Raw genomic sequence first — 21,508 nt, 5'->3', positions numbered from 1 at the left:
CAACACTTACTCTCTGTATAAAGTGATAATACTACGTTCTTCATTCTCACTTATTTTGAAATGATGTATCTTTTGAATGATACGTAATATTTCCGCTACTCCATCCCTCTGCCGGAACTTACCGGTATACCGATAGGTCAATATTTCCGGGCTTTTAACTATAATCTTTACATCATAATACAATTCCAACTTTTTCAGGATCTCTTCCAGCCGTTCGGATTTGAAATTGTAAATACCCTCTTTCCAAAGCAAGTCGTCTTTATTTTGCATCCGGAGCATCTGAAAAGATTTTTGATTATATATCAATTGTTGGTTCGGCTCCAGCACAATTCCATTCACCTCATCTTCCGGACGATACACTTTCACTGCCCCCTCGATCAGACTGGTACTGATCATTTCTACATTCGGATAACAAAAGACATTGAATTGTGTCCCCAACGCTCTTATATTCAACGATCCGGCAGAAACTATAAAAGGAGAATCCTGATTTTTTGCCACATCAAAAAAGCCTTCCCCTTGCAAATAGACTTTTCTCTCCTTTCCGAATACAGAAGGATAAGTTAAGGTCGATCCGGCATTCAACCAGACAAAAGTCCCATCCGGCAATTTTAACCGTGCCCGTTGTCCGGCAGGTACAAAAAACTCTTGTTGTTCCGCAATATAATTTTCAGGAATGCCTACATAATTAACAGCAGTTATCCAGACAATCACAACCAGAGCAGCCACGGCGGCGGCATATCCCATACTTTTTATCAGATATTTTCTCCGGACAGTACGGCGTTGCTTTTCCATAAATAGCTGTAGGCTTTGACGTCCGGCATCTTTATTAGTCCCCTGAGGAGCCATTCCGGAAAGGGTATGTATATTCTGATATTCGATGATCTGTTCTTTCAATTTATCATCATGCACAGCCTCCTGTAGTAATTTTACCCGTTCCGACTTTGTCAGTTCATCCTGAAAATATTTACTGATACGTTCATCCATATTATCAAAGCTTTCTTATCCTGTTTATAAGGTAGACAAACAAGCGAAAAAAATCCACTATACATTTTTAAAGAAATTGCGATTTAAAAAACAAAAAACGAAGATGTCCATTTTTTATGTTCATCTTCGTTTTCTCTTTTTTTTAAACTCCGAATAGTAAAATCAATAGCGGTACGTAATCTTTCAAATCTTCCCGCAATTTCTTGTAAGCAACAGCCATTTGGTTTTCCACCGTATTCACAGATATATTAAAATGTTTTGCTATATCCTTCTGTTTCATTCCCTCAAATTTATTCATGATAAAAATCTCCCGGCATCGTTGGGGTAAAGATTGTAAAGCCTTGTCCAAACGGGATTCTATATCATCCTCAGATGCAAATTCCAGATCAAACGCTTCCAGGGAATCAAATTTCATTCGTAAAGTCAAACTATATTCATCCTGCATCCACTGGGCGGTTTCTTTTTCTAGTATTTTACGTTGAATATGATTGATACATCTGTTTTTAGTAGCGGTAAACAAGTAAGCGACCGTATTAACCGGCATTGTCAGAACCTCCCTTTTTTCATACAATTCCGTGAACACATCCTGCACGATATTCTCGGCATCAGCATCCAACAACACATATTCCCGTGCAAAAAATTTCAGACGGGAATACCACGTTATATACAATTGCTCAAAATCCATAAAGAAAAAGTTCTCCCTTTCAAAACAAATCAGTAAGCAAATGTAACATTAAAATTGATATTTCAACTATTATATTACCTGTTACAAAAAAGATATATACATATCTTCAGAAATATCAATTATTTACGGACATTATTTGAAATGAAATTTCTCCCATGTATAGACCTTCGGAGATTCTTTTATAAAAGGGGTGACATTCTTCCGGTCTTCCTGGCTAAGATACAAAGGGGTTGTATAAGTTGCCGTCAATGTCAGACTGTCGGGACTCAGACTATATTGTATCAGATCCATATCCAAACGGGAAGTTGCATCCAGAAAGGCTGTACTGTTTTTATCTGCATCCTCTTTAATAAACCAGTCCGGAGAAACCGGGGTAAACAGATCGGACGCTGCCAACGGTTTCCATTCAGTCGTAAAAAATTCTACCTGACTGTCAGCTACCGGACCATTAACCGTTTTCACCATACAAATTACATTCGTATTGTTCACCAACGGTAATAATTTCATCTCAACAGTACTCCGTTCGGTTACCTGTAGTAATAAATAATCGGAAGTCAGATTTTTCAGTGTGGAAAAACCGTTCATCGTATTCTTCAAACGGGCTTCTTTTCCCGTTTTAAACAGATCAATCAAATCTTTACGCCAGGCATTTTCCAGCTGGGGAATATTATTATCCGGCATGGAAACGAATAAAGCATCCATTTCCTGAGCTTTCACCCCAAATGCAAAAACACAAATCAATATAGAAAAAATAAGTCGTTTCATTTATTTCCCTTTTTTTATAATATCAGTAAAATCAGACCAGTCTTCAACCTTAAAGGCTCTGAAAAGCTATTGCGTACATAAGCCAGTCATCCAGACCTGTAAGATCAGGTGAAACTTGTACTTTATCTCCTGTTTTCATATCCATATACAATTTTACATGTACAAAAATAATAGAATAACCTTCAGCGTGTACCCAGATATAAGAATATCATTCCTAATAATACTAAAAAGAGGTCCACAGCCTTGCTCTTTAAGTTTTTTTCATGGAAGAAAAGTGCTCCGGCTATGAAAGTGACGAGCACATTGCTACGACGTATCATAGACACGATCGAGATCATGGAATCCGGGAAACTCAAGGCATAAAAGTAAATCCAGTCGGCGATGATCAGAAAGACGGAGATAAATACGATATTCCAGTGCCATACGAACGGAGTGCTCTTTTTCCGCTGCGGATACCATAACAACAACAGAATCGGCAACATGATCAGACATTGATAAACATTGAACCATACCTGCACCGTCATTACATCCATACTCCCCATCAGATGCTTGTCATACAAGCCGCTCATCGCACCGGTCAATATAGAGATCACCGTGAAAAAGATCCACTTATTATGAGTAAAGTTGATTCCCTCTTTCCTTCCAGAAGATGAAAGCATATAAAAGGAAGCGACCGACAGCAACACACCGATCCACTGGTACAGATTCAACCGTTCGCCGAAAATAACCATCGCACCGACCAGTGTCAACACCGGCTGTGTAGCCTTGATCGGTCCGGTTATGGTAAGCGGTAAATGTTTCAGTGCAAAATAACCGGATATCCAGGAGGATAATACGATCACCGCCTTGATAAGCACCGCCACATGTGCTTCAAACGAAACACGCGGAACATAAAACATCGTACCGTCCAACACATTTGTGTAGAACGATAAAAGTATAAAAGGAACGAAGATAAGACTACTTATCAACGTATTCAGAAATAACACCGGAATTACGGCATTCCCGTTCAGGGAAATCTTCTTATTCACCTCATAACATCCCAACAGGAATGCAGAGGCAAACGCTAATGCTACCCACATATCTTAACTATTAAACAATTCTTCGGGATAAGTCACATCCACCAGAAAAAGCGCATGACCGGGAACAGACCCTCCGGCTTTGCATCTGTCTTTTGCCTCTATTACTTTACGAAAACCATCGATCGTCAGTTTACCCCGCCCCACTTCCAGCAAAGTTCCGACTATTGCCCGTACCATATTACGCAGGAAACGATCTGCCTGCACGGTAAATACCCAAACATCTCCTTCCTGCTCCCATCCGGCCTGGTAAATACGGCAGTTGTTCGTTTTGACATCCGTATGCAATTTACTAAAACTGGTGAAATCAATATAATCGAACAAGACCTTGCACGCTTCATTCATCGCCCCGAAATCCAGCTTTCCACTCATCCTGTAAACCAGATCATAATTAAACGGGTCCTTCCGGGTCGTAACATAATATTTATATGTACGTGAAGTGGCGTCAAAACGAGCATGTGCCTCCGGTCTGACCGGTACAATACGATAAACGGCAATATCTTTCGAAAGCAAACGGTTCAGTTTTTCTGCCAGGAAAGCCAGATCGTCGATCGGTTCTTCCCAATCGAAATGAGCGACCATCGACCGGGCATGTACTCCCGCATCCGTCCGCCCTGCTCCGACGACCGGAACCGGCCGGCGCAATAACGTTGCCAATGCCTCTTCCAGGCATTGCTGCACGGTTACACCATTGGGCTGTACCTGCCAACCACTGAAATTCTTGCCATTATAACCTAAATAAATAAAATACCGATTCACGCGCAGGATATTTACTTCTTAATATTTCGCTGCAAAGGTAACAGAATTATCGCCAGGAGATTGCTCATACGTCCAAAAAAGTGTACTTTTGCGCTCTCAAATCTACACAATAAAACTATTTGACATGTTTGCAACATTGCTTCAATCGTCTTATTTTGCCTTGTTTCTGATCGTTGCATTAGGATTTATTCTGGGCAGGATACAAATCAAAGGTCTTTCCCTGGACGTTTCCGCTGTTATTTTCATCGCCCTTTTGTTCGGACACTTTGGAGTGATCATTCCAAAAGAATTAGGAAATTTCGGTTTGGTACTATTTATCTTTACCATCGGCATCCAGGCCGGTCCCGGGTTCTTCGACTCTTTCCGGTCAAAAGGGAAAACGCTGATTTTCCTGACTCTGCTCATCATCGGATCAGCCTGTCTGACCGGATTGATTTTCAAATATGCCCTGGGGATCGATACACCCAGCATCGTCGGACTGATCGCCGGAGCACTGACCAGTACACCGGGTTTGGCCGTTGCTATCGATACCACTCAATCGTCTTCCGCTTCTATCGCTTACGGTATCGCTTATCCGTTCGGTGTGATCGGTGTTATTCTATTTGTCAAATTATTACCCAAGATACTCCGCATAGATCTGAATGCCGAAGCCCAGGCATTGGAGGCCAAAAGAAAAGGCAAATATCCTCCGTTGCATACAGCGGCATTCCGCATTATCAATAGTAATATCTGCGGTAAAACATTGGCTCAACTTCAACTGCGCAGCATGACGGGAGCTGTCATTTCCCGTATCAAGCACAAAGACAAAACGTCCATTCCAACAGCACAAACGGTATTGAAGGAAGGAGATTTGATCAAAGCTGTCGGTAATGACAAATCGCTGGAACAACTGGAGATACTGGTAGGCGAACGCATTAAAGAAGACCTCCCTTTCAACAGCACGCAGGAACTTCAGTCCATGCTTGTTACCAACAAGAACGTAATCAATAAAACACTGGGATATTTAAACTTGCAGAGTACTTTCAGCTGTACCGTGACACGGGTCCGCCGAAGCGGTATCGACCTCCCTCCCGAACCGGATTTGACGCTGAAGTTCGGTGACAAACTGATGATAGCCGGAGAAAAAGAAGACCTGAAAGAACTGGGACAAGTACTTGGTAACGATGAGAAAAAACTTTCCGACACAGACTTCTTCCCGATTGCAGCCGGTATTGTATTAGGAGTATTATTCGGAAAACTGAACCTGTCGTTTTCCGACTCATTCTCTTTCTCCCCGGGATTGACCGGAGGTATCCTGATGGTGGCACTTGTGTTGAGTGCGATCGGAAAAACCGGACCGATCGTCTGGTCTATGTCAGGTTCCGCCAATCAGTTGCTACGCCAATTAGGATTATTGTTATTCCTGGCAGAGGTCGGGACATCGGCGGGAGTCAATCTGGTATCCACATTCCAGGAAAGCGGCTGGACTTTATTCGGTGTCGGTATGGCCATCACGATGATACCGATGCTCGTCGCCCTCGGCTTCGGATACTGGGTATTTAAAATCAACATTCTCGACCTGATCGGAACAATAGCAGGCGGAATGACCAGTACACCGGGACTCGCAGCAGCCGACTCCATGACAGACAGTTCAGCTCCAAGTATTGCCTATGCGACGGTCTATCCGATTGCAATGGTCTTCCTTATTTTATTCATTCAGCTGATCGCAAATCTGATCGCCTGATAAAAGTATCTAATAAAAAAACGGGCTTCTCGGCTTGATTTTTAGCCAATAAGCTCGTTTTTCACGTTTTTTTATTTTACATTTGCAGATACCATAAACAATAAATCTATGATAATGCAAATGAACCAACAATTTGACCTGGCCTTCAACTTTCTACAGAATACGGGAACACACCTCTTTCTGACGGGGAAAGCCGGAACCGGAAAAACTACGTTTCTGAAAAAGCTAAAAGAGGTTTCTCCCAAACGTATGATCGTTGTCGCTCCAACCGGTGTAGCAGCCATAAACGCAGGAGGTGTTACTATTCATTCCTTCTTCCAGCTACCTTTTGGCCCTTACATTCCTTCGGCAAACAAAGAAGGAAATCAAAGTAACAATTATGCCAATAAATTCAGCCGGGATAAGATCAATATCATCCGGAGCATGGATTTACTCGTGATAGACGAAGTCAGTATGGTACGAGCAGACCTGCTGGACGCTATCAGCGATGTACTATGCCGCTATAAAGACCGGACAAAACCATTCGGCGGAGTGCAGTTACTGTTGATCGGTGACCTGCAACAGCTGGCACCGGTAGCCAAAGACGATGAATGGAATTTATTGAAAGCTCATTATCCTTCCACCTTTTTCTTTGACAGCAAAGCGCTTTCTGAAAGCAATTACTACTGTATCGAATTGATACAGGTATACCGCCAGAACGACAGCTCATTTATCAACCTATTGAATAACATCAGAGAAAACAGATTCGACGACGATACATTGCATTGCCTCAACCAGCGATACATACCGGACTTCAAGCCGGACGATCGACAGGGATACATCACCCTGACAACACACAACTACCAGGCACAGCAACTCAACAACCGGAAACTGGCGGAGTTGCCCGGCAAGTCATATACATTTCAGGCAGAAATAAACAACGACTTCCCTGAGTATTCCTACCCGACCGATCAACATCTGGAACTGAAAAACGGTGCCCAGGTCATGTTCGTGAAAAACGATTCTTCAGGTGAACACAGGTACTATAATGGCAAAATCGGCAAGATCGTTTTTATCAACCCGAACAAAATAACCGTTGTCGGAGAAGACGGAAATGAAATACAGGTTGAAAAAGAGACCTGGAGCAATGTCAAATACACGATCAATCCGGAGACTAAAGAAATAACGGAAACGATTGCCGGAACTTTCAGCCAGTATCCGCTGAAAACGGCATGGGCGATCACGATCCATAAGAGTCAGGGACTGACTTTCGATCACGCCATCATCGATGCCTCGGCCGCTTTCTCACATGGCCAGGTATATGTCGCTCTCAGCCGGTGCAAAACATTGGAAGGCTTGGTATTGAGCAGTCCTATTACCCGCAATGCCATGATCAAAGATTTACGGATACAGGAGTTTTCATCGTCCGTCGCCACGAAACAACCGCAAAAAGAGCAGTTGGAACTGGCACAACAACAATATTTCCTGGAACTCGCCATCGAGCTTTTCAATTTTGAAAGTATCCAGCAGCGATTGCAATATGCCGCTTACATGGTTTATACTCATTTACAGAAGTTATATCCGGAGCTCAATACACAATATGCCAATACCCGTGATGCCTTCCGTTCCGTGATAACGGAAGTCGGAGGACGCTTCCAGCAGCAACTAATCCGTATGGTCACAGGTAATCCGAATTACCGCGAAGATGAAGCGATACAAGAACGCATCCGGAAAGGTGTGGCTTATTTTATAGACCATATCGACAGTCTTTGTACTTCTCTGGAAGAAAATTCGGCCGTCGAAATAGATAACAAGGAGAGTCGGAAAGCCGTAAACAATGCAATCAGTAAATTTACGGAAGAATTACACCAGAAACAGGAAATATTAAAAGCATGCCAGAACGGTTTCTCTGTCGTTTGCTATCTGACCGCCAAAGCAAAAGCATCGATTGAGCCGCCTGCATCCACCAAAAAGCGTTCCGAACGTTCTTCATCACAACCGGCAAAGGTTACCGTTTCCAGCGATATCTTACATCCGGATCTTTACAACAGCATCAGAAACTGGCGTTACGAACTAGCCACGGAAAAAGGATTACCGCCCTACACGATCCTACAACAGAAAGCCCTGTTAGGTATCGTCAATACATTACCGACCAGCTCCAGAGAGTTATTGGCTATTCCGGGAATAGGGAAAAAAGTAATTGAAAACTATGGAGGCGTATTGTTGGAACTTGTTGAAAAATATAAGAACAAATAAAAGAGGAACAAATCTTCTTTGAAATATCATTATGATCGTATATCAAATATATTCGATAAATTTTGACACAAATAACAGCAAAACGAAAACAGACATATTTTATAAAACGACATTACAGGGATTTGACAAATACATATTTTAACACACTTCGATAATAAGTCATTTTGAAAATCTCATTTAAAACAAATTTCACATTCGTTTAAAACGAAATTTTTCCCGTTTTAAATGGATGTGATCTTTATTTTAAAGCAAATTTTTGTTAATCACACGAGATTTCATCCCAAACAAGCAGTATAAATAGCCTTATTTTTATGCTATATAGCATATTACCCCACCTAAAAGGGAGCTTGTCTCATGCGTTTCCACAATAACAAAATACACCCATTAAGCTTCAATATGAAAACAAACAAATGCAGAAACAAGTATAGTAGTTCTTTTTGATAGCAAAACAAGTCTAACAGCATCTAAACATCAACCATAAACTCACTAACGACGACGTATACAACACCTCATCCGATGCCAACTCCAAACAGGAGAACCATTCGTATGTTAAATTATCATTTTGACACCAATTTATCAATCCCGATCATTTCGTTTTAATAAAAAAAACCGGATCTTTGTATATCTTTTTCATAACGACAAAAAATGAAAAGATCAGGCAAATAGAGATTTAATATGGATATAAAAGATTTATTAAAAAAGTATTCGGTTTTCATTTTAGGATTATATTTTTTAGCTGTAGGTATTGTATTGATTGTACGTTCTGCTTTAGGCACCACTCCTATTTCCAGTGTAAATTATGTGCTAAGTCTTAATACTCCCTTCTCGCTGGGAACGTGGACTTTTATCGTGAATCTCTTATTGATCATGGGACAATTCTGGCTGATCAGAAAAGACAGAAGCCGACAGGATACGATAGAAATTCTTCTTCAGATACCATTCTCTTTCATATTCTCGGCTTTTATAGACTTCAATATGGCCCTGACAAGTAATTTGCAGCCTTCCGGTTACGGCATGTCAATGGCATTATTACTCACAGGATGTCTTATTCAGTCTGTTGGCGTCGTACTCGAAATAAAACCGAAGGTAGCCATGATGAGTGCCGAAGCTTTTGTTAAATACGCATCCCGCTGTTATAATAAAGAGTTCGGAAAATTCAAGGTGTATTTCGATGTTACATTAGTTACTTTAGCCATACTAATTTCACTTATATTCACTCAAGGGATCGAAGGGATACGTGAAGGATCGCTTATCGCAGCCTGTATAACGGGATATATCGTTAGCTTTCTGAACCAGAGGATTATGACAAGAAAAACGCTTTACAAGTTATTGCCCGGTTTAAAATAAACAAAGTAATTTTATACGAACGATCATCGCTCTGAAAATTGTTCCGCCATCTATCGATAAACATTACCATTATGATAGCGGAACAACACATTTCACAAACCGGTCTGGTTCTATCTTGATTGGTATATTAATCAATTAAGACATCGTTATTTCTTCAATTCAAACCCTAGCATCATTCCATCATATTCACTGGCTAATTTATTCACCATTTTCAATGTGGTGTTGTCGGAAATGGAAGATATCTTCGACAGAAAATCAAGTAACTTATCGGCATTGAACAACAACGACAGTTCATCGCCGGAGATAACGACATGAGCAGTTAAAGTCGTCACTTTCAGTTTTCCGCCTAGAGCATATTTCAGCTCGACTGTTTTTTCGTCCGGATTAATGGAAAAGGTACCTTTCAAGGTTTTCTTCTTCAATGCATTCGTAAATGTACTGTCATTATTGAATACATAATTGAACATGCCCTCTACTATACCCACTTTGGCACAATATGTCTTCAGCTTCTTTTCCAGTTCACCGGCAGCAACACTTCCGGCTACATTCTTCAAAGCATTATCACCTTCCAACTGAACAGCCGGATTCGTATACGTCCAGGTTCCCGCCAGATTCTCAACAGTCAGTTTCTTACCTCCAGTCACGGAAGTCACCGCATCTTTTACTGCAGACGAATTCAATAAATCTTTCAACGATTGTCCGTATGCCTGACCGGATACAGACAGCAGGATGCTAATAGCAACCATTAATCCCCACGCTTTTTTCATTTCTCTAGTTTTACTCTTTTTAAAAACGTACAAAGATACAAATATTATCCCTACATTTGCTCCTTACATTTATTTACGCAGCAAAAGATATTGAACTAAACAACATGAGTCTTATGGAAAATCTAACTAAACGCATTTGCATCATGCTTATTTGCTCATTAGCCTATTTGAACGGACAAGCGGCAATCGACCCGTCCATCGTACAATCGACCATTAACACGCTAACCGCAAAAGACAACAGTAACAAAAACGGAATCGAGAAAGGAGTTAACCAGGTAGCCCGTCTCTGGCAGGAAACAGACGGTGACAACGCTGCTTTCCAGACATTCTGTGAAACAAACTATATCACCGATCCGGAGGTGAAATACCAGACATTTCTTAAAATCAGTGATTATATGGAAACTATCTACGGGCATTTCAACGAAATGTCCCTTCGGCTTCAGAAGAACCTGCATCTGGATAACGGCCCGTTGCTATCTATCGATGAAAAGTTCGGTTCGTACAGTCCGTCCAGTCACCTGAGCGACGACTTGTATGACAATAAAATCGCCTTTATCATAGCCCTGAACTTTCCTCATCTGACCCTCGAAGAAAAAGAGGCACTCGGCACTGATCGTAAAGCATGGGCTTATGCACGTATGGGCGATCTGTTCACCGAACGTATCCCTGCTCCTTTGAAACAAGCAGCTTCAAACGCAGAAAGCGATGCCGATATTTATATTTCCCAATACAATATTTATATGGGACACGTGGCAAACAAAAAAGGACAGTTGTTGTTTCCGCAAGACATGGTCCTGTTATCACACTGGAACCTGCGTGACGAGATCAAAGCCAATTACAACAAAGGGAAAGAAGGGTTGGATAAACAACGCACAGTTTACGAAGTAATGAAACGCATCATATCGCAGGAAATACCGGTCGAAGTGATCAACTCAGGAACCTATGAATGGGATCCGTATGCAAACACGATCAGGAAGGACGGAAAAGAGGTCAAGTCGACTCCTGAATCGACTATCCGTTACCAGAAGATGCTGAATAATTTCAAAGCCATGCAAGGTATCGATAAATACACAGGAGATACCTATATCGACCGTAAATTCAACGATGACATGGAAGTTGCTTTACAGGATGTCGAAAAACTGTTTGACGAATTCCTTTCTGCCCCCGAACTGAAAGAAGTCGGCAAAATGATCTCAAAACGTCTGGGACGTAAGTTGGAAGCTTACGATATCTGGTACGATGGTTTTAAGGCTCGCAGTAACCTGGATGAAACCAAGCTGGATGCACAAACGCAAGCTCTTTACCCGGATGCAGCGACATTGGATAAGAAATTACCGGACATTCTGATAAAACTGGGGTTCAGCGCCGAACGTGCTAATTATCTGGCTGATAAGATCACGGTCGATGCCGCTCGTGGTTCAGGTCACGCATGGGGAGCATCGATGAAAGGACAGCAATCACGTCTTCGTACCCGTATCCCTTCTTCCGGGATGAATTATAAAGGATACAATATTGCTATTCATGAATTCGGACATAATGTGGAACAGACCCTATCGCTCTATGACGTGGATTATTACATGCTGCATGGCGTTCCGAACACGGCTTTCACCGAAGCGTTGGCTTTTGTTTTTCAGAAACGTGATCTTGAAATTTTAGGTATCACCGATCCCAATCCGGAAAAGCAAGCAATGGATGTACTGGATAAAATCTGGAGTATGTATGAAATATGCGGTGTTTCCATGCTGGATATTTCTGTTTGGAAATGGATGTATGCCCATCCGGATGCTACTGCGGAACAACTGAAAGAAGCAACCATCGCGCTGTCAAAAGAGATATGGAACAAATATTATGCTCCTGTTTTCGGAGTAAAGGACGAAACCGTATTGGCTGTTTATTCACATATGATCAGTTATCCGCTGTACTTATCAGCCTATGCATTCGGACAGATCATCGAATTCCAACTCGATCAGTATCTGGAAGGAAAGGATTTTGCCAATGAGGTCGAACGCATTTTCCGACAGGGATGTCTGACACCGAACCAGTGGATAATACTGGCTACCGGCAACCCGCTGACAGTCGAACCAATGCTGGAAGCGGTAAGAGAAGTTATTAAGTAATGACGATCAAATGATATTACAAAATCACGCCATAACTGTAAATGAGAACGACGGATTACCGTTACCCAAGCGTTACTGGGCCATATTAGCCACAGCCTTGGGCGTTGGAATGTCAGTGATAGACGGTACCATCGCCAATGTGGCTTTACCGACAATAGCCCGCGACCTGGGAACTTCACCGTCCGTAACGATCTGGGTGGTCAATGCTTATCAGCTGGCGATCACCATTTCGCTTCTCTCCTTCTCTTCATTGGGAGATATTTACGGTTACCGGAAGATTTACTTATCAGGGATCGTCCTGTTCAGCATCACGTCTGCCATCTGCGCCCTCGCCGATTCGTTCTGGATGCTGACAGCCGCCCGTATCTTACAGGGATTCGGGGCAGCAGCCATCACAAGCGTGAATACAGCACTGCTCCGGATCATTTATCCAAAACGTTTCCTCGGTCGTGGCATGGGGATCAATGCCCTCGTTGTTGCCGTCTCGATTGCAGCCGGACCAACGATCGCTTCAATCATTCTCTCGCTGGGTTCATGGCATTGGCTTTTTGCCATTAATATTCCGATCGGAATCGCCGCACTCATTATCGGACTGATGCATCTGCCTGACAATCCGGTGAAAGTAACCGGACGCCGTTTCGACAAACTCAGTTGCCTGATGAACGCGGTCACCTTCGGCCTGCTTATTTTCTCGTTAGAAGGTATTGCTCACAAAGAGAGCACAACATTGATCATAGCCGGAGTCCTTGCTTTGTTCGTGATCGGTTATTTCTTCGTACGCCGTCAATTGCATCAGCAGTTTCCGTTACTTCCGGTCGACCTGATGCGTATTCCGATCTTCTCCATGTCGATCGGCACATCGATCTGTTCCTTCACCGGACAGATGCTGGCAATGATATCCCTCCCCTTTTTTCTGCAAGGCTCGTTGGGACGCAGTGATGTGACAACAGGATTGCTCCTGACTCCCTGGCCGCTGGCTACCATGATCATGGCTCCCCTTGCCGGACGCTTGGTGGAACGGATTCATGCGGGCATATTGGGTGGCATTGGCATGACGATATTCGCAGCAGGTCTTTTTTTACTAGCCATTCTACCTGAAAATCCGACAGATATGGATATAGTATGGCGTCTGTTTATCTGTGGAGCTGGGTTCGGACTTTTCCAGACCCCAAACAACAGTACCATTATCTCATCCGCCCCATCCAACCGGAGCGGCGGAGCCAGTGGTATGTTGGGAACAGCCCGTTTACTGGGGCAGACTCTGGGTGCCACATTGGTCGCCATGATATTCAATCTGGTTCCAAATAATAGTACGCAAGCATGTTTATATTTAGCTACAGGTTTTGCAATTGTAGCTGCAATAGTCAGTTGTCTAAGGATCTCACAACCGCGACCGTTAAAAGGTTTTAAATGAGAATTGATGATATAGCACCAGTTATTAACTAATATTTTTATTGAGAAATAAAACAAACACAAGATGACTGAAAAACAAGCCTCATTCAACCAATCTCTTATTTTTCAACCCATACAATCAATTAGTATAGAATTTCAAAATTAACTTAGTTCTAGACGAACTCCGTCAGAATAAAAAAATACGTACTCACTATTTTTCTCTACAGACGCGAAAACATCACTGATAGCTACATTTGACAACTCCAAAGACAAACGTGTAGCTTGTGCATAGGACAACTCCGCTAAAAGAGATGAATTCACAGTAAAAAGCAAACACAACATCACACAAACGGCGTGTATTTTTCTTTTAATTTTTAGATATTCCATAATAATATAATAATTTTTTTCCTTGATATTAAAATTTCACTTGTTAACAACACAATGGTCTATTGTTTTGATACAATACTAAATTACGACATGTTTTATCTATTCATAGGCACTTATTTTTGATTATTAATACTATTTACTTCTATTAAATTATCTTTGCGATGGAATGAAATTGATAATGTTTTCTGAAGTGTTTGAAGCACTTGATCCATATTATCAAACAAGACCAACTTCCCTGAACATTTTATCTGTTCTATATCGGAAGAATAACTGAATTGAACGCGATAATAACGTGAAATACTACGTAATACCTCACCCAAGTTTTTCTCATTAAATTGAAGGATACCATCTATCCATGAAATATAATCGTACACATTCACCTGTCTAACAGATATTTGATCGTTTTCAAGAACTAAAAGATCGTTCGGTTTTATGACTTGTTTTCCACCTTTGTTTCCTTCGACGGCGACACTTCCTTCTTTTAGTATGACGGACTGATAATTTTCATCATTATATGCTACAACACAAAATGATGTTCCCAAAACTTTAACCTCCATTTGATTCGTTTTGACATAAAATGGACGAGATTCGTCTTTGGTGACTTCCAGGTAAACTTCTCCTTCCACATAAATCATTCTTTTCTCTTTTTCAAAGATTTCAGGGAATTGAACTACCGTACCAGAATTTACCCAGACTTTCGTGCCATCCGGTAAAATCAATGAAGAATGACGTCCTTTAGGTACGCTCAACAGATTCATACGAATTTTCTTTTCCTCCCTGTTTTCCGCATAACTTTCGCAGTCTACAGCCTCCACATTTTTATTACTTTTATCTGCAACCTTGATTTTCCCTTGTTGATCAACTAGAATAGTAGCATTATCCGCAACTTCCATTTTTTCTTCTGCCAAATGGAGCTCTACCTCTGTTTGATCAGTATCCAACTGGATCTCGTCTACCAGGGAAAGAGCCTCTCCTCCTTGAAACACATTTTCTTTATTGATCAGATATAATGAACCTAATGTACATACAATAAGAATGCAAGCTGCTGCATATTGCCATATCAAACGGATTTGCCTTGATTTTCTGCGTTTTTCCAAATCTCTGGTAATGTTCTTTTTGAGAGAGTCTTTTTCAAAGGATGATAGCTTACTATTATTCAATTTTAGTAAACGAACCATTTGCTTAGCCTTTTCTATATTTTCTCTTTCTTCCGGATAAAGTGTAAGATAATCATCAATCCACACCTGTTCCAGCTTTTCCGTAGGAAACAGGCACCAAAGAATAAAAGCATCGTCATGTATTAACTGATCAATCGTTTTTATATGTTGTTTTTTATTCATTTTTATTATCAATTTTGAATAAGACAAAAAACACTCTGATTTGACCCCATTTTATTTGTTAATTAGGGTTAATAATACATCCTCCCCTTGAATTAGTTCGTCTAGAACTAAGTAAAAATGTAAGCATTAATATCCAATCTCAAACAATTGACCAAATCTTATCTGAAATTCTGAAGAACACAGGACTGACCTATGTTCTCAACGACAGACAGGTGATGATTATACGAAAGGGAGAAACACAACAACAAAAAAGTATCTCTATCAACGGAACAGTAAGAGATGCTCAACAAATTCCACTCCCTGGTGTCAACGTCCTTATAAAAGGAACTACAACGGGTACAACTACCGATATTAATGGTAATTACTTCATTAATGTTCCGGATAAAAATGTTGTACTTGTCTTCAGTTACATCGGTTTCGAAGCGCAGGAAATCAAAGTTGGAGACCAGATCAATATCAATGTGAATATGTCTGAAGAGTCAAATAACCTGGATGAAGTAGTTGTTGTAGGTTATGGTTCCCAGAAAAAAGTATCTGTAGTAGGATCTATTACTACGATCGAACCAAGCCAGTTACAACAAGGAACGACCCGCGCTGTCTCCAACAATTTGGCAGGCCAACTTGCCGGTGTGATCGCTGTACAACGTAGCGGTGAACCAGGGTCTGACGGTTCCGAATTCTGGATTCGTGGTATTTCTTCTTTCAAAGGAACAGGTATACAACCGCTGGTATTGGTAGACGGTATAGAACGTACACTGGATGACCTTTCTGCAGCAGAAATCGAATCATTCTCTGTATTGAAAGATGCTGCAGCCAGTGCCGTTTACGGTGTACGAGGAGCGAATGGTGTTATCATCGTTAAGACCAAAAGAGGTCAATTAGGTAAGCCTAAAGTAAATTTCCATCTCGAACAAGGTTTTACACAACCTACACAACTTCCGAAATATATCGGATCGGCTGACTACCTTTCATTGATGGATGAATTATATATGGATGCCGGAAACCCGAATCCGCTCTACGGAGAAGAAAAGATCAATAACTACCTCAACAATGTCGACCCGGAGCTTTATCCTAACGTAAACTGGCTGGATGCCGTTTCTAAAGACATGGCTTCAAATACACGAGGCGACTTGACTATCACGGGTGGTAGCGATATTCTCCGCTATGCATTGGTTGCATCCTACTATGGCGAACGTGGTATCTTTGTGACCGATAAAAGCAAAAATTGGGACTCATCAACACGCTTAAACAAATACAACATCCGTTCAAATGTAGACATCAATGTAACGAAAACAACTGTCGTCGGTATTAGTATCGGCGGATATTTACAGGAGCAGAACGGAATGGCAGTCAGTAGTCAGGATATATGGAATTATGCATTCGATACACCTCCTTTCTACCACCCGATCCAGTATTCCGGTGGACGCGATGTACGTGTAACAGAACGTCATAACCCTTGGGCGGAAGCCACACAACATGGCTATCAGACAACTACGAATTCAAAAGTCGAATCCTTATTTTCTATCGAACAAGACCTAAAATTTATTACTCCTGGTTTAAAGATTAAAGGACTTTTTTCTTTCGACCGTTATTCCAGTTCATGGGTTAAACGTTCAAAAACACCGACTTACTATAATCCGGCAACTGGAAGAGACCCGGAAACCGGTGACTTGATCCTGACTGTCAGCACAGACGGACAAGAATTTCTGGATAGCAAAAGTGAATCTGCATGGGGTAACAAAGCAACTTATCTGGAAGGAAATATCACTTACGACCGCACGTTTAATGAAAAACATACTGTCGGAGCTATGTTCCTCTACAACCAACGCGATTACCAGGATGGTAATGTTGTTCCTTTCCGCCGTATGGGTATTGCAGGACGTGCTTCTTATACTTTTGACAACCGGTATATCGCCGAATTCAACTTCGGTTACAATGGTTCGGAAAACTTTACGAAAGGACATCGTTTCGGCTTCTTCCCTTCTGTAGCTGTCGGCTATATGCTCTCAGAAGAAAAATTCATGGAACAGTTCAAAGAAACTTTCTCCAAAATCAAGTTCCGTGCATCATGGGGGTTGACCGGTAATGATCAATTAGACGGACGCCGATTCGCTTTCTTACCCACAATCGATACGGACGGATCCTATAAATGGGGAGTCAACAACGATTACAACCGTTCATCCCGTTTTGAAGGTGAATTCGGTGTAACGGATTTGACATGGGAAACTGTTGAAAAGTTGAATGTCGGAGTAGAGTTAGGTCTTTGGAACGCCTTAGACTTACAGATAGACTGGTTCAAAGAACAGCGTCGGGATATCTTCATGCAACGTAACAATATTCCTTCTGCCGCCGGTTTCCGTAAAACACCGTGGGCCAACTACGGAAAGGTAAACAACAACGGTGTGGATCTTTCATTGACTTACAACAAACAGATAAATAAAGACCTGAATATCGGTTTCCGAGGAACTTTCACTTACGCACACAACGAGATTATCGAAATGGATGAAGCGATGGGTGTTATCGGTACAAACCGCCAACGCACGGGAAGAGCTGTCAATGAACTTTTCGGCCTTGTGGCAGAAAGATTATTTACAGACGACGATTTCACGACAAACGATAAAGGAGAATTAGTACTGAAAGAAGGTATACCTTCACAAACGTTCAGCGCAGTGCGCCCCGGTGACATCAAATATGTCGATGTCGATGGTGACGGTGCGATCACAAGTAAAGACGAAAAAGCAATGGGCGGAACAGTCAACCCAGAAATTGTTTATGGTTTCGGAGCTACAGCACGCTATAAGAATGTAGATTTTAATGTCTTCTTCCAGGGAAATGGTCGGACTTACCGTTTCGTCGGAGGTGTTGCTTCTAATTTCTTACCAGGTTCGTCTCAAGGTTCTATAGGAAACATCCTGACTAACTATAACGACCGCTGGACAGAGGAAAATCCAACACAGGATGCTTTCTATCCACGTCTGAGCTATGGTGCAAACACAAACAACAGCCAGAATTCAACCTGGTGGTTACGTAACATGAGCATGCTCCGTATGAAAGATATAGAAATTGGTTATACACTTCCCAAACGTTGGATCAATTCGATCGGCCTTGCCAACATCCGTGTATATGCAAAAGGCTCTAACCTTCTGACATTTTCAGCGTTCGACCTTTGGGATCCGGAATTGGATACTGCAAACGGAGCAAAATATCCGATTATGAAATCTTTCTCTTTCGGATTGGATGTTAATTTCTAATAGAATTATAATTATAAAACACAAAAAAGATGAAACTACTCAAATATATAGGCCTATCATTTTTAGGTTTATCTCTCAATAGTTGTTCGGACTATTTAGACAATGCACCGGACGATACATTGACGATAGAAATGGTATTTAATGATAAAACCAGAACAGAAGACTGGCTTTCCGGTGTTTATAACAAAATTCCCGATCCTTATTGGGGTCTGCTGAGGGATTATGGTTATGACTCTATGGGAGACGATCTCGACCCTTCTCAACGCTGGTATCAATGGTGGGGAAATTCATTGAATTTTGTAATCGGACAATGGTTTACCAATTCGTCCTGGGACGCTGCTCTTTGGAATTCATGCCCGATACGTATCCGTTCCGCATATTTATTCATTGAAAATGCGCATGCACTTCCAGACCAGGGAGTTTCGGAAGAAAAGGTTGAAAGAATGAAAAATGAATGTCGTTTTCTGATCGCCTACTATTATTGGATGACGCTCGAAGCCTACGGTAGTATTCCCTTCTTCGACGGACTGGCGGATGTAAACGACCCGACTTTAATGCGTGGCCAAGTTCCTTTCGACGAAATGGTAGACTGGATCGACGGACAGTTAATAGACTTATCTAAAAAATTGCCGTCTTCTTGGGTAAGCGAATCGACACAGTTTTACGGACGCGCAACTTCAATTATGTGTCTTGCTGTTCGTGCCCGCATGTTATTGTTTGCAGCCAGCCCGCTGGTCAATGGCAATGATTGGTATAAAGGTTTTAAAAATTATGACGGTAAAGATCGTTTCAGTCAGACATATGATGCTACAAAATGGAAACGTGCCGCGGATGCTTGTAAAGAATTGATTGATGCAGCTCATGCTGCCGGCCATGGACTGGTATATGCATATAATGCAGACGGAAGTATTGACCCATTCATGTCATGCTATAATGTATTGTTCTTACGGGGAGACCAGAATTCGGAAGCATTGTTCATACGTGCAGACAGCAACTATAGTGAATTTGAAAAACACGCAACTCCGCGCGGAGCATCCGGCAACGGTGGTTTGGGAGTTTACCAAAACTTAGTTGATGCATTCTCTATGAAGGACGGATCATTACCCATCACCGGCTATAAAGGCAGCTATGCTTCTCCTGTTATCAACGATAAGTCCGGTTATACAGAACGAGGTTTCTCAAACGAACCGGATATCCGTAAAACAAAATACAATCTGTACCGTAACTGCCCGGGAGCAACAATAGATTCTCTTGGTACAGACGGTAACACTTACAACCAGGTTGCAGCAGCAGGTACATATAATATGTATGTAAACCGCGAGCCTCGTTTCTATTTGACTGTTATGTGGAACAGACAATGGTATCACCAGGCTAACCGTGAAGTACAAATGATGTCTAATGAACAGGATGGAGGGCCTACGCACGATGCACCGCAGGCTGGTTATCTGAACCGCAAAAAGGTATCGTTGGAACAGAATCAACGTGACGGTATTCACCCATATCGTCCGGGAATCCTTTATCGTTTAGGCGAAGCTTACCTGAACTATGCTGAAGCATTGAATGAGGCAGATCCTGGAAATCCGGATATTTTAAAATATCTGAACCTGATTCGTGAACGTGCCGGTGTTCCACAATACGGAACCGGAGTCGATAGCAATGGTTTCAACAAAATTACTTTAAACGGACAGGAAGAAGTCAGACAGGCTATTTACCACGAACGCCGTGTAGAATTGTGCTGTGAAAACGGTATCCGCTATTTTGACCTGCGCAGATGGAAAAAAGCAGAAGAAGTGTTAAACCAGCCGATGTATGGTATGAACTTCGGCGGAACAGAATTATCTGATGATCCAAATAACGATAAGGCTTTCTTTGTTCGCAAACAATACATCAAACGTGTTTATGAACGTAAATTCTATTGGTATCCTATCTATCAGGAAGAAATAGATAAAGACCCTACGCTTGTTCAAGCACCATTCTGGGACGAATAAAGACCAATAAATAGACCGAAACTACAGGTGAGTTTTTAATTCGAAAGGGTAACCCGTGACGGGTTACCCTCTTTTTATTCCTTATATTATTCTACCAAAAAAATAAACACCAGCCATAGCGGAGCCACTCCATCCTGCATACGTTCCAATGCGCGATAAATAATTTTGCGTACACTTTTAGGCGTTATATGAAGTATTTCCGCAATTTCCTGATAACTCAATTCCTGCATAAAATGCAGATAAACCACCTCCCGTTGTTTATTCGTCAATAAACCGAATAAACTTTCCAGTTGTTCTTCATAAGCCAGCCTCTCCTCCTCGTCTTCCATTAATGCAAGGGCATCCACCTTTATCTGGAAATCATAATCCACATTGTCGTCAAGGCTTAACAAGTTCGAACTCTTTTGTTTAAAAGATATAATTCTATTTTTCAGAGAGCGAAGCAGATAAAACTTAGGATTATCCGTTATCTCTATTTTATCTGCCGATTCGTATAAATGCAAAAAAATATCATGTATAACATCCAGCACATATTCTTTCTCTATACCGAATGCCATTCCATACGAGAACAACTCATCAACGTATTGTTCATACCATTTATCGAACTCACTAATTTTCTGCTTCATTTATACCTTGCCAATTGTCATGCAAAACCTTAATATTCAAATACAAACTTACAAATAATAAAATAC

The 21,508-nt window shown here is 41.5% G+C and carries 15 protein-coding genes; 7 read left to right on the top strand and 8 right to left on the bottom strand.

Annotation, left to right across the window (positions count from 1 at the left end; translation table 11 throughout):
- Positions 1-6: 6 nt before the first annotated feature.
- The 5 genes from IEY67_RS18190 to truA form a co-directional block, all read right to left on the bottom strand.
- Positions 7-984 carry a FecR family protein gene (locus IEY67_RS18190; RefSeq protein ID WP_183670930.1) on the bottom strand — a complete coding sequence of 326 codons (978 nt, stop codon included), beginning with the start codon at positions 982-984 and terminating at the stop codon, positions 7-9.
- 142 nt (positions 985-1,126) lie between these two features.
- On the bottom strand, positions 1,127-1,669 hold the full coding sequence (locus IEY67_RS18185) for an RNA polymerase sigma-70 factor (protein ID WP_122353905.1): 543 nt from the start codon (positions 1,667-1,669) through the stop codon (positions 1,127-1,129).
- A gap of 132 nt (positions 1,670-1,801) precedes the next feature.
- Positions 1,802-2,434, bottom strand: coding sequence for a DUF3256 family protein (locus IEY67_RS18180; protein ID WP_122373972.1), 633 nt, complete (start codon positions 2,432-2,434; stop codon positions 1,802-1,804).
- A 182-nt stretch (positions 2,435-2,616) separates the two neighbouring features.
- Positions 2,617-3,513 carry a DMT family transporter gene (locus IEY67_RS18175; protein WP_183670932.1) on the bottom strand — a complete coding sequence of 299 codons (897 nt, stop codon included), beginning with the start codon at positions 3,511-3,513 and terminating at the stop codon, positions 2,617-2,619.
- A gap of 3 nt (positions 3,514-3,516) precedes the next feature.
- Positions 3,517-4,269 carry a tRNA pseudouridine(38-40) synthase TruA gene (gene truA, locus IEY67_RS18170; protein ID WP_122353908.1) on the bottom strand — a complete coding sequence of 251 codons (753 nt, stop codon included), beginning with the start codon at positions 4,267-4,269 and terminating at the stop codon, positions 3,517-3,519.
- 124 nt (positions 4,270-4,393) lie between these two features.
- Here truA and IEY67_RS18165 point away from each other — a divergent pair, with 124 nt between their 5' ends.
- The 3 genes from IEY67_RS18165 (at position 4,394) to IEY67_RS18155 (ending at position 9,574) form a co-directional block, all read left to right on the top strand.
- Positions 4,394-5,992 carry an aspartate:alanine exchanger family transporter gene (locus IEY67_RS18165; RefSeq protein WP_183670934.1) on the top strand — a complete coding sequence of 533 codons (1,599 nt, stop codon included), beginning with the start codon at positions 4,394-4,396 and terminating at the stop codon, positions 5,990-5,992.
- 114 nt (positions 5,993-6,106) lie between these two features.
- The gene (locus IEY67_RS18160) at positions 6,107-8,227 is read left to right on the top strand and encodes an HRDC domain-containing protein (protein ID WP_183671147.1); all 2,121 of its coding nucleotides are present in this window, start codon (positions 6,107-6,109) and stop codon (positions 8,225-8,227) included.
- 675 nt (positions 8,228-8,902) lie between these two features.
- Positions 8,903-9,574 (top strand): YczE/YyaS/YitT family protein, encoded by a 672-nt coding sequence (locus IEY67_RS18155; RefSeq protein ID WP_122353911.1) that lies wholly within the window; start codon positions 8,903-8,905, stop codon positions 9,572-9,574.
- A 146-nt stretch (positions 9,575-9,720) separates the two neighbouring features.
- On the opposite strand, the gene IEY67_RS18150 is transcribed toward IEY67_RS18155, so the two are convergent.
- Positions 9,721-10,341 carry a DUF4923 family protein gene (locus IEY67_RS18150; RefSeq protein ID WP_183670936.1) on the bottom strand — a complete coding sequence of 207 codons (621 nt, stop codon included), beginning with the start codon at positions 10,339-10,341 and terminating at the stop codon, positions 9,721-9,723.
- Positions 10,342-10,484: 143 nt separating this feature from the next.
- Between IEY67_RS18150 and IEY67_RS18145 the strand changes: the two genes are divergently transcribed.
- Complete coding sequence (locus IEY67_RS18145) at positions 10,485-12,458, top strand: hypothetical protein (RefSeq protein ID WP_183671148.1); 1,974 nt, start codon at positions 10,485-10,487, stop codon at positions 12,456-12,458.
- Between the two features lie 10 nt (positions 12,459-12,468).
- Positions 12,469-13,872 carry an MFS transporter gene (locus IEY67_RS18140; RefSeq protein WP_183670938.1) on the top strand — a complete coding sequence of 468 codons (1,404 nt, stop codon included), beginning with the start codon at positions 12,469-12,471 and terminating at the stop codon, positions 13,870-13,872.
- 478 nt (positions 13,873-14,350) lie between these two features.
- On the opposite strand, the gene IEY67_RS18135 is transcribed toward IEY67_RS18140, so the two are convergent.
- Entirely contained in the window at positions 14,351-15,577 is a 1,227-nt protein-coding gene (locus IEY67_RS18135; RefSeq protein WP_183670939.1) for a FecR family protein, read from the bottom strand.
- A 71-nt stretch (positions 15,578-15,648) separates the two neighbouring features.
- Here IEY67_RS18135 and IEY67_RS18130 point away from each other — a divergent pair, with 71 nt between their 5' ends.
- Together IEY67_RS18130 and IEY67_RS18125 are read left to right on the top strand one after the other, a co-directional pair.
- Positions 15,649-18,828: a TonB-dependent receptor gene (locus IEY67_RS18130; RefSeq protein ID WP_183671149.1), complete on the top strand. Its 3,180-nt coding sequence runs from the start codon at positions 15,649-15,651 to the stop codon at positions 18,826-18,828.
- A 29-nt stretch (positions 18,829-18,857) separates the two neighbouring features.
- The gene (locus tag IEY67_RS18125; RefSeq protein ID WP_183670941.1) at positions 18,858-20,816 is read left to right on the top strand and encodes a RagB/SusD family nutrient uptake outer membrane protein; all 1,959 of its coding nucleotides are present in this window, start codon (positions 18,858-18,860) and stop codon (positions 20,814-20,816) included.
- Positions 20,817-20,902: 86 nt separating this feature from the next.
- Here the strand turns inward: IEY67_RS18125 and IEY67_RS18120 are convergent, their stop codons facing one another.
- The gene (locus IEY67_RS18120; RefSeq protein WP_122373965.1) at positions 20,903-21,442 is read right to left on the bottom strand and encodes an RNA polymerase sigma factor; all 540 of its coding nucleotides are present in this window, start codon (positions 21,440-21,442) and stop codon (positions 20,903-20,905) included.
- Between the last annotated feature and the right edge of the window lie 66 nt (positions 21,443-21,508).

The sequence above is a fragment of the Parabacteroides faecis genome, from assembly GCF_014647375.1.
Taxonomy (GTDB): Bacteria; Bacteroidota; Bacteroidia; order Bacteroidales; family Tannerellaceae; genus Parabacteroides; species Parabacteroides faecis.
Note: the sequence above shows the minus strand (reverse complement) of the source record. Positions and strands in the feature narration are given on the sequence as shown.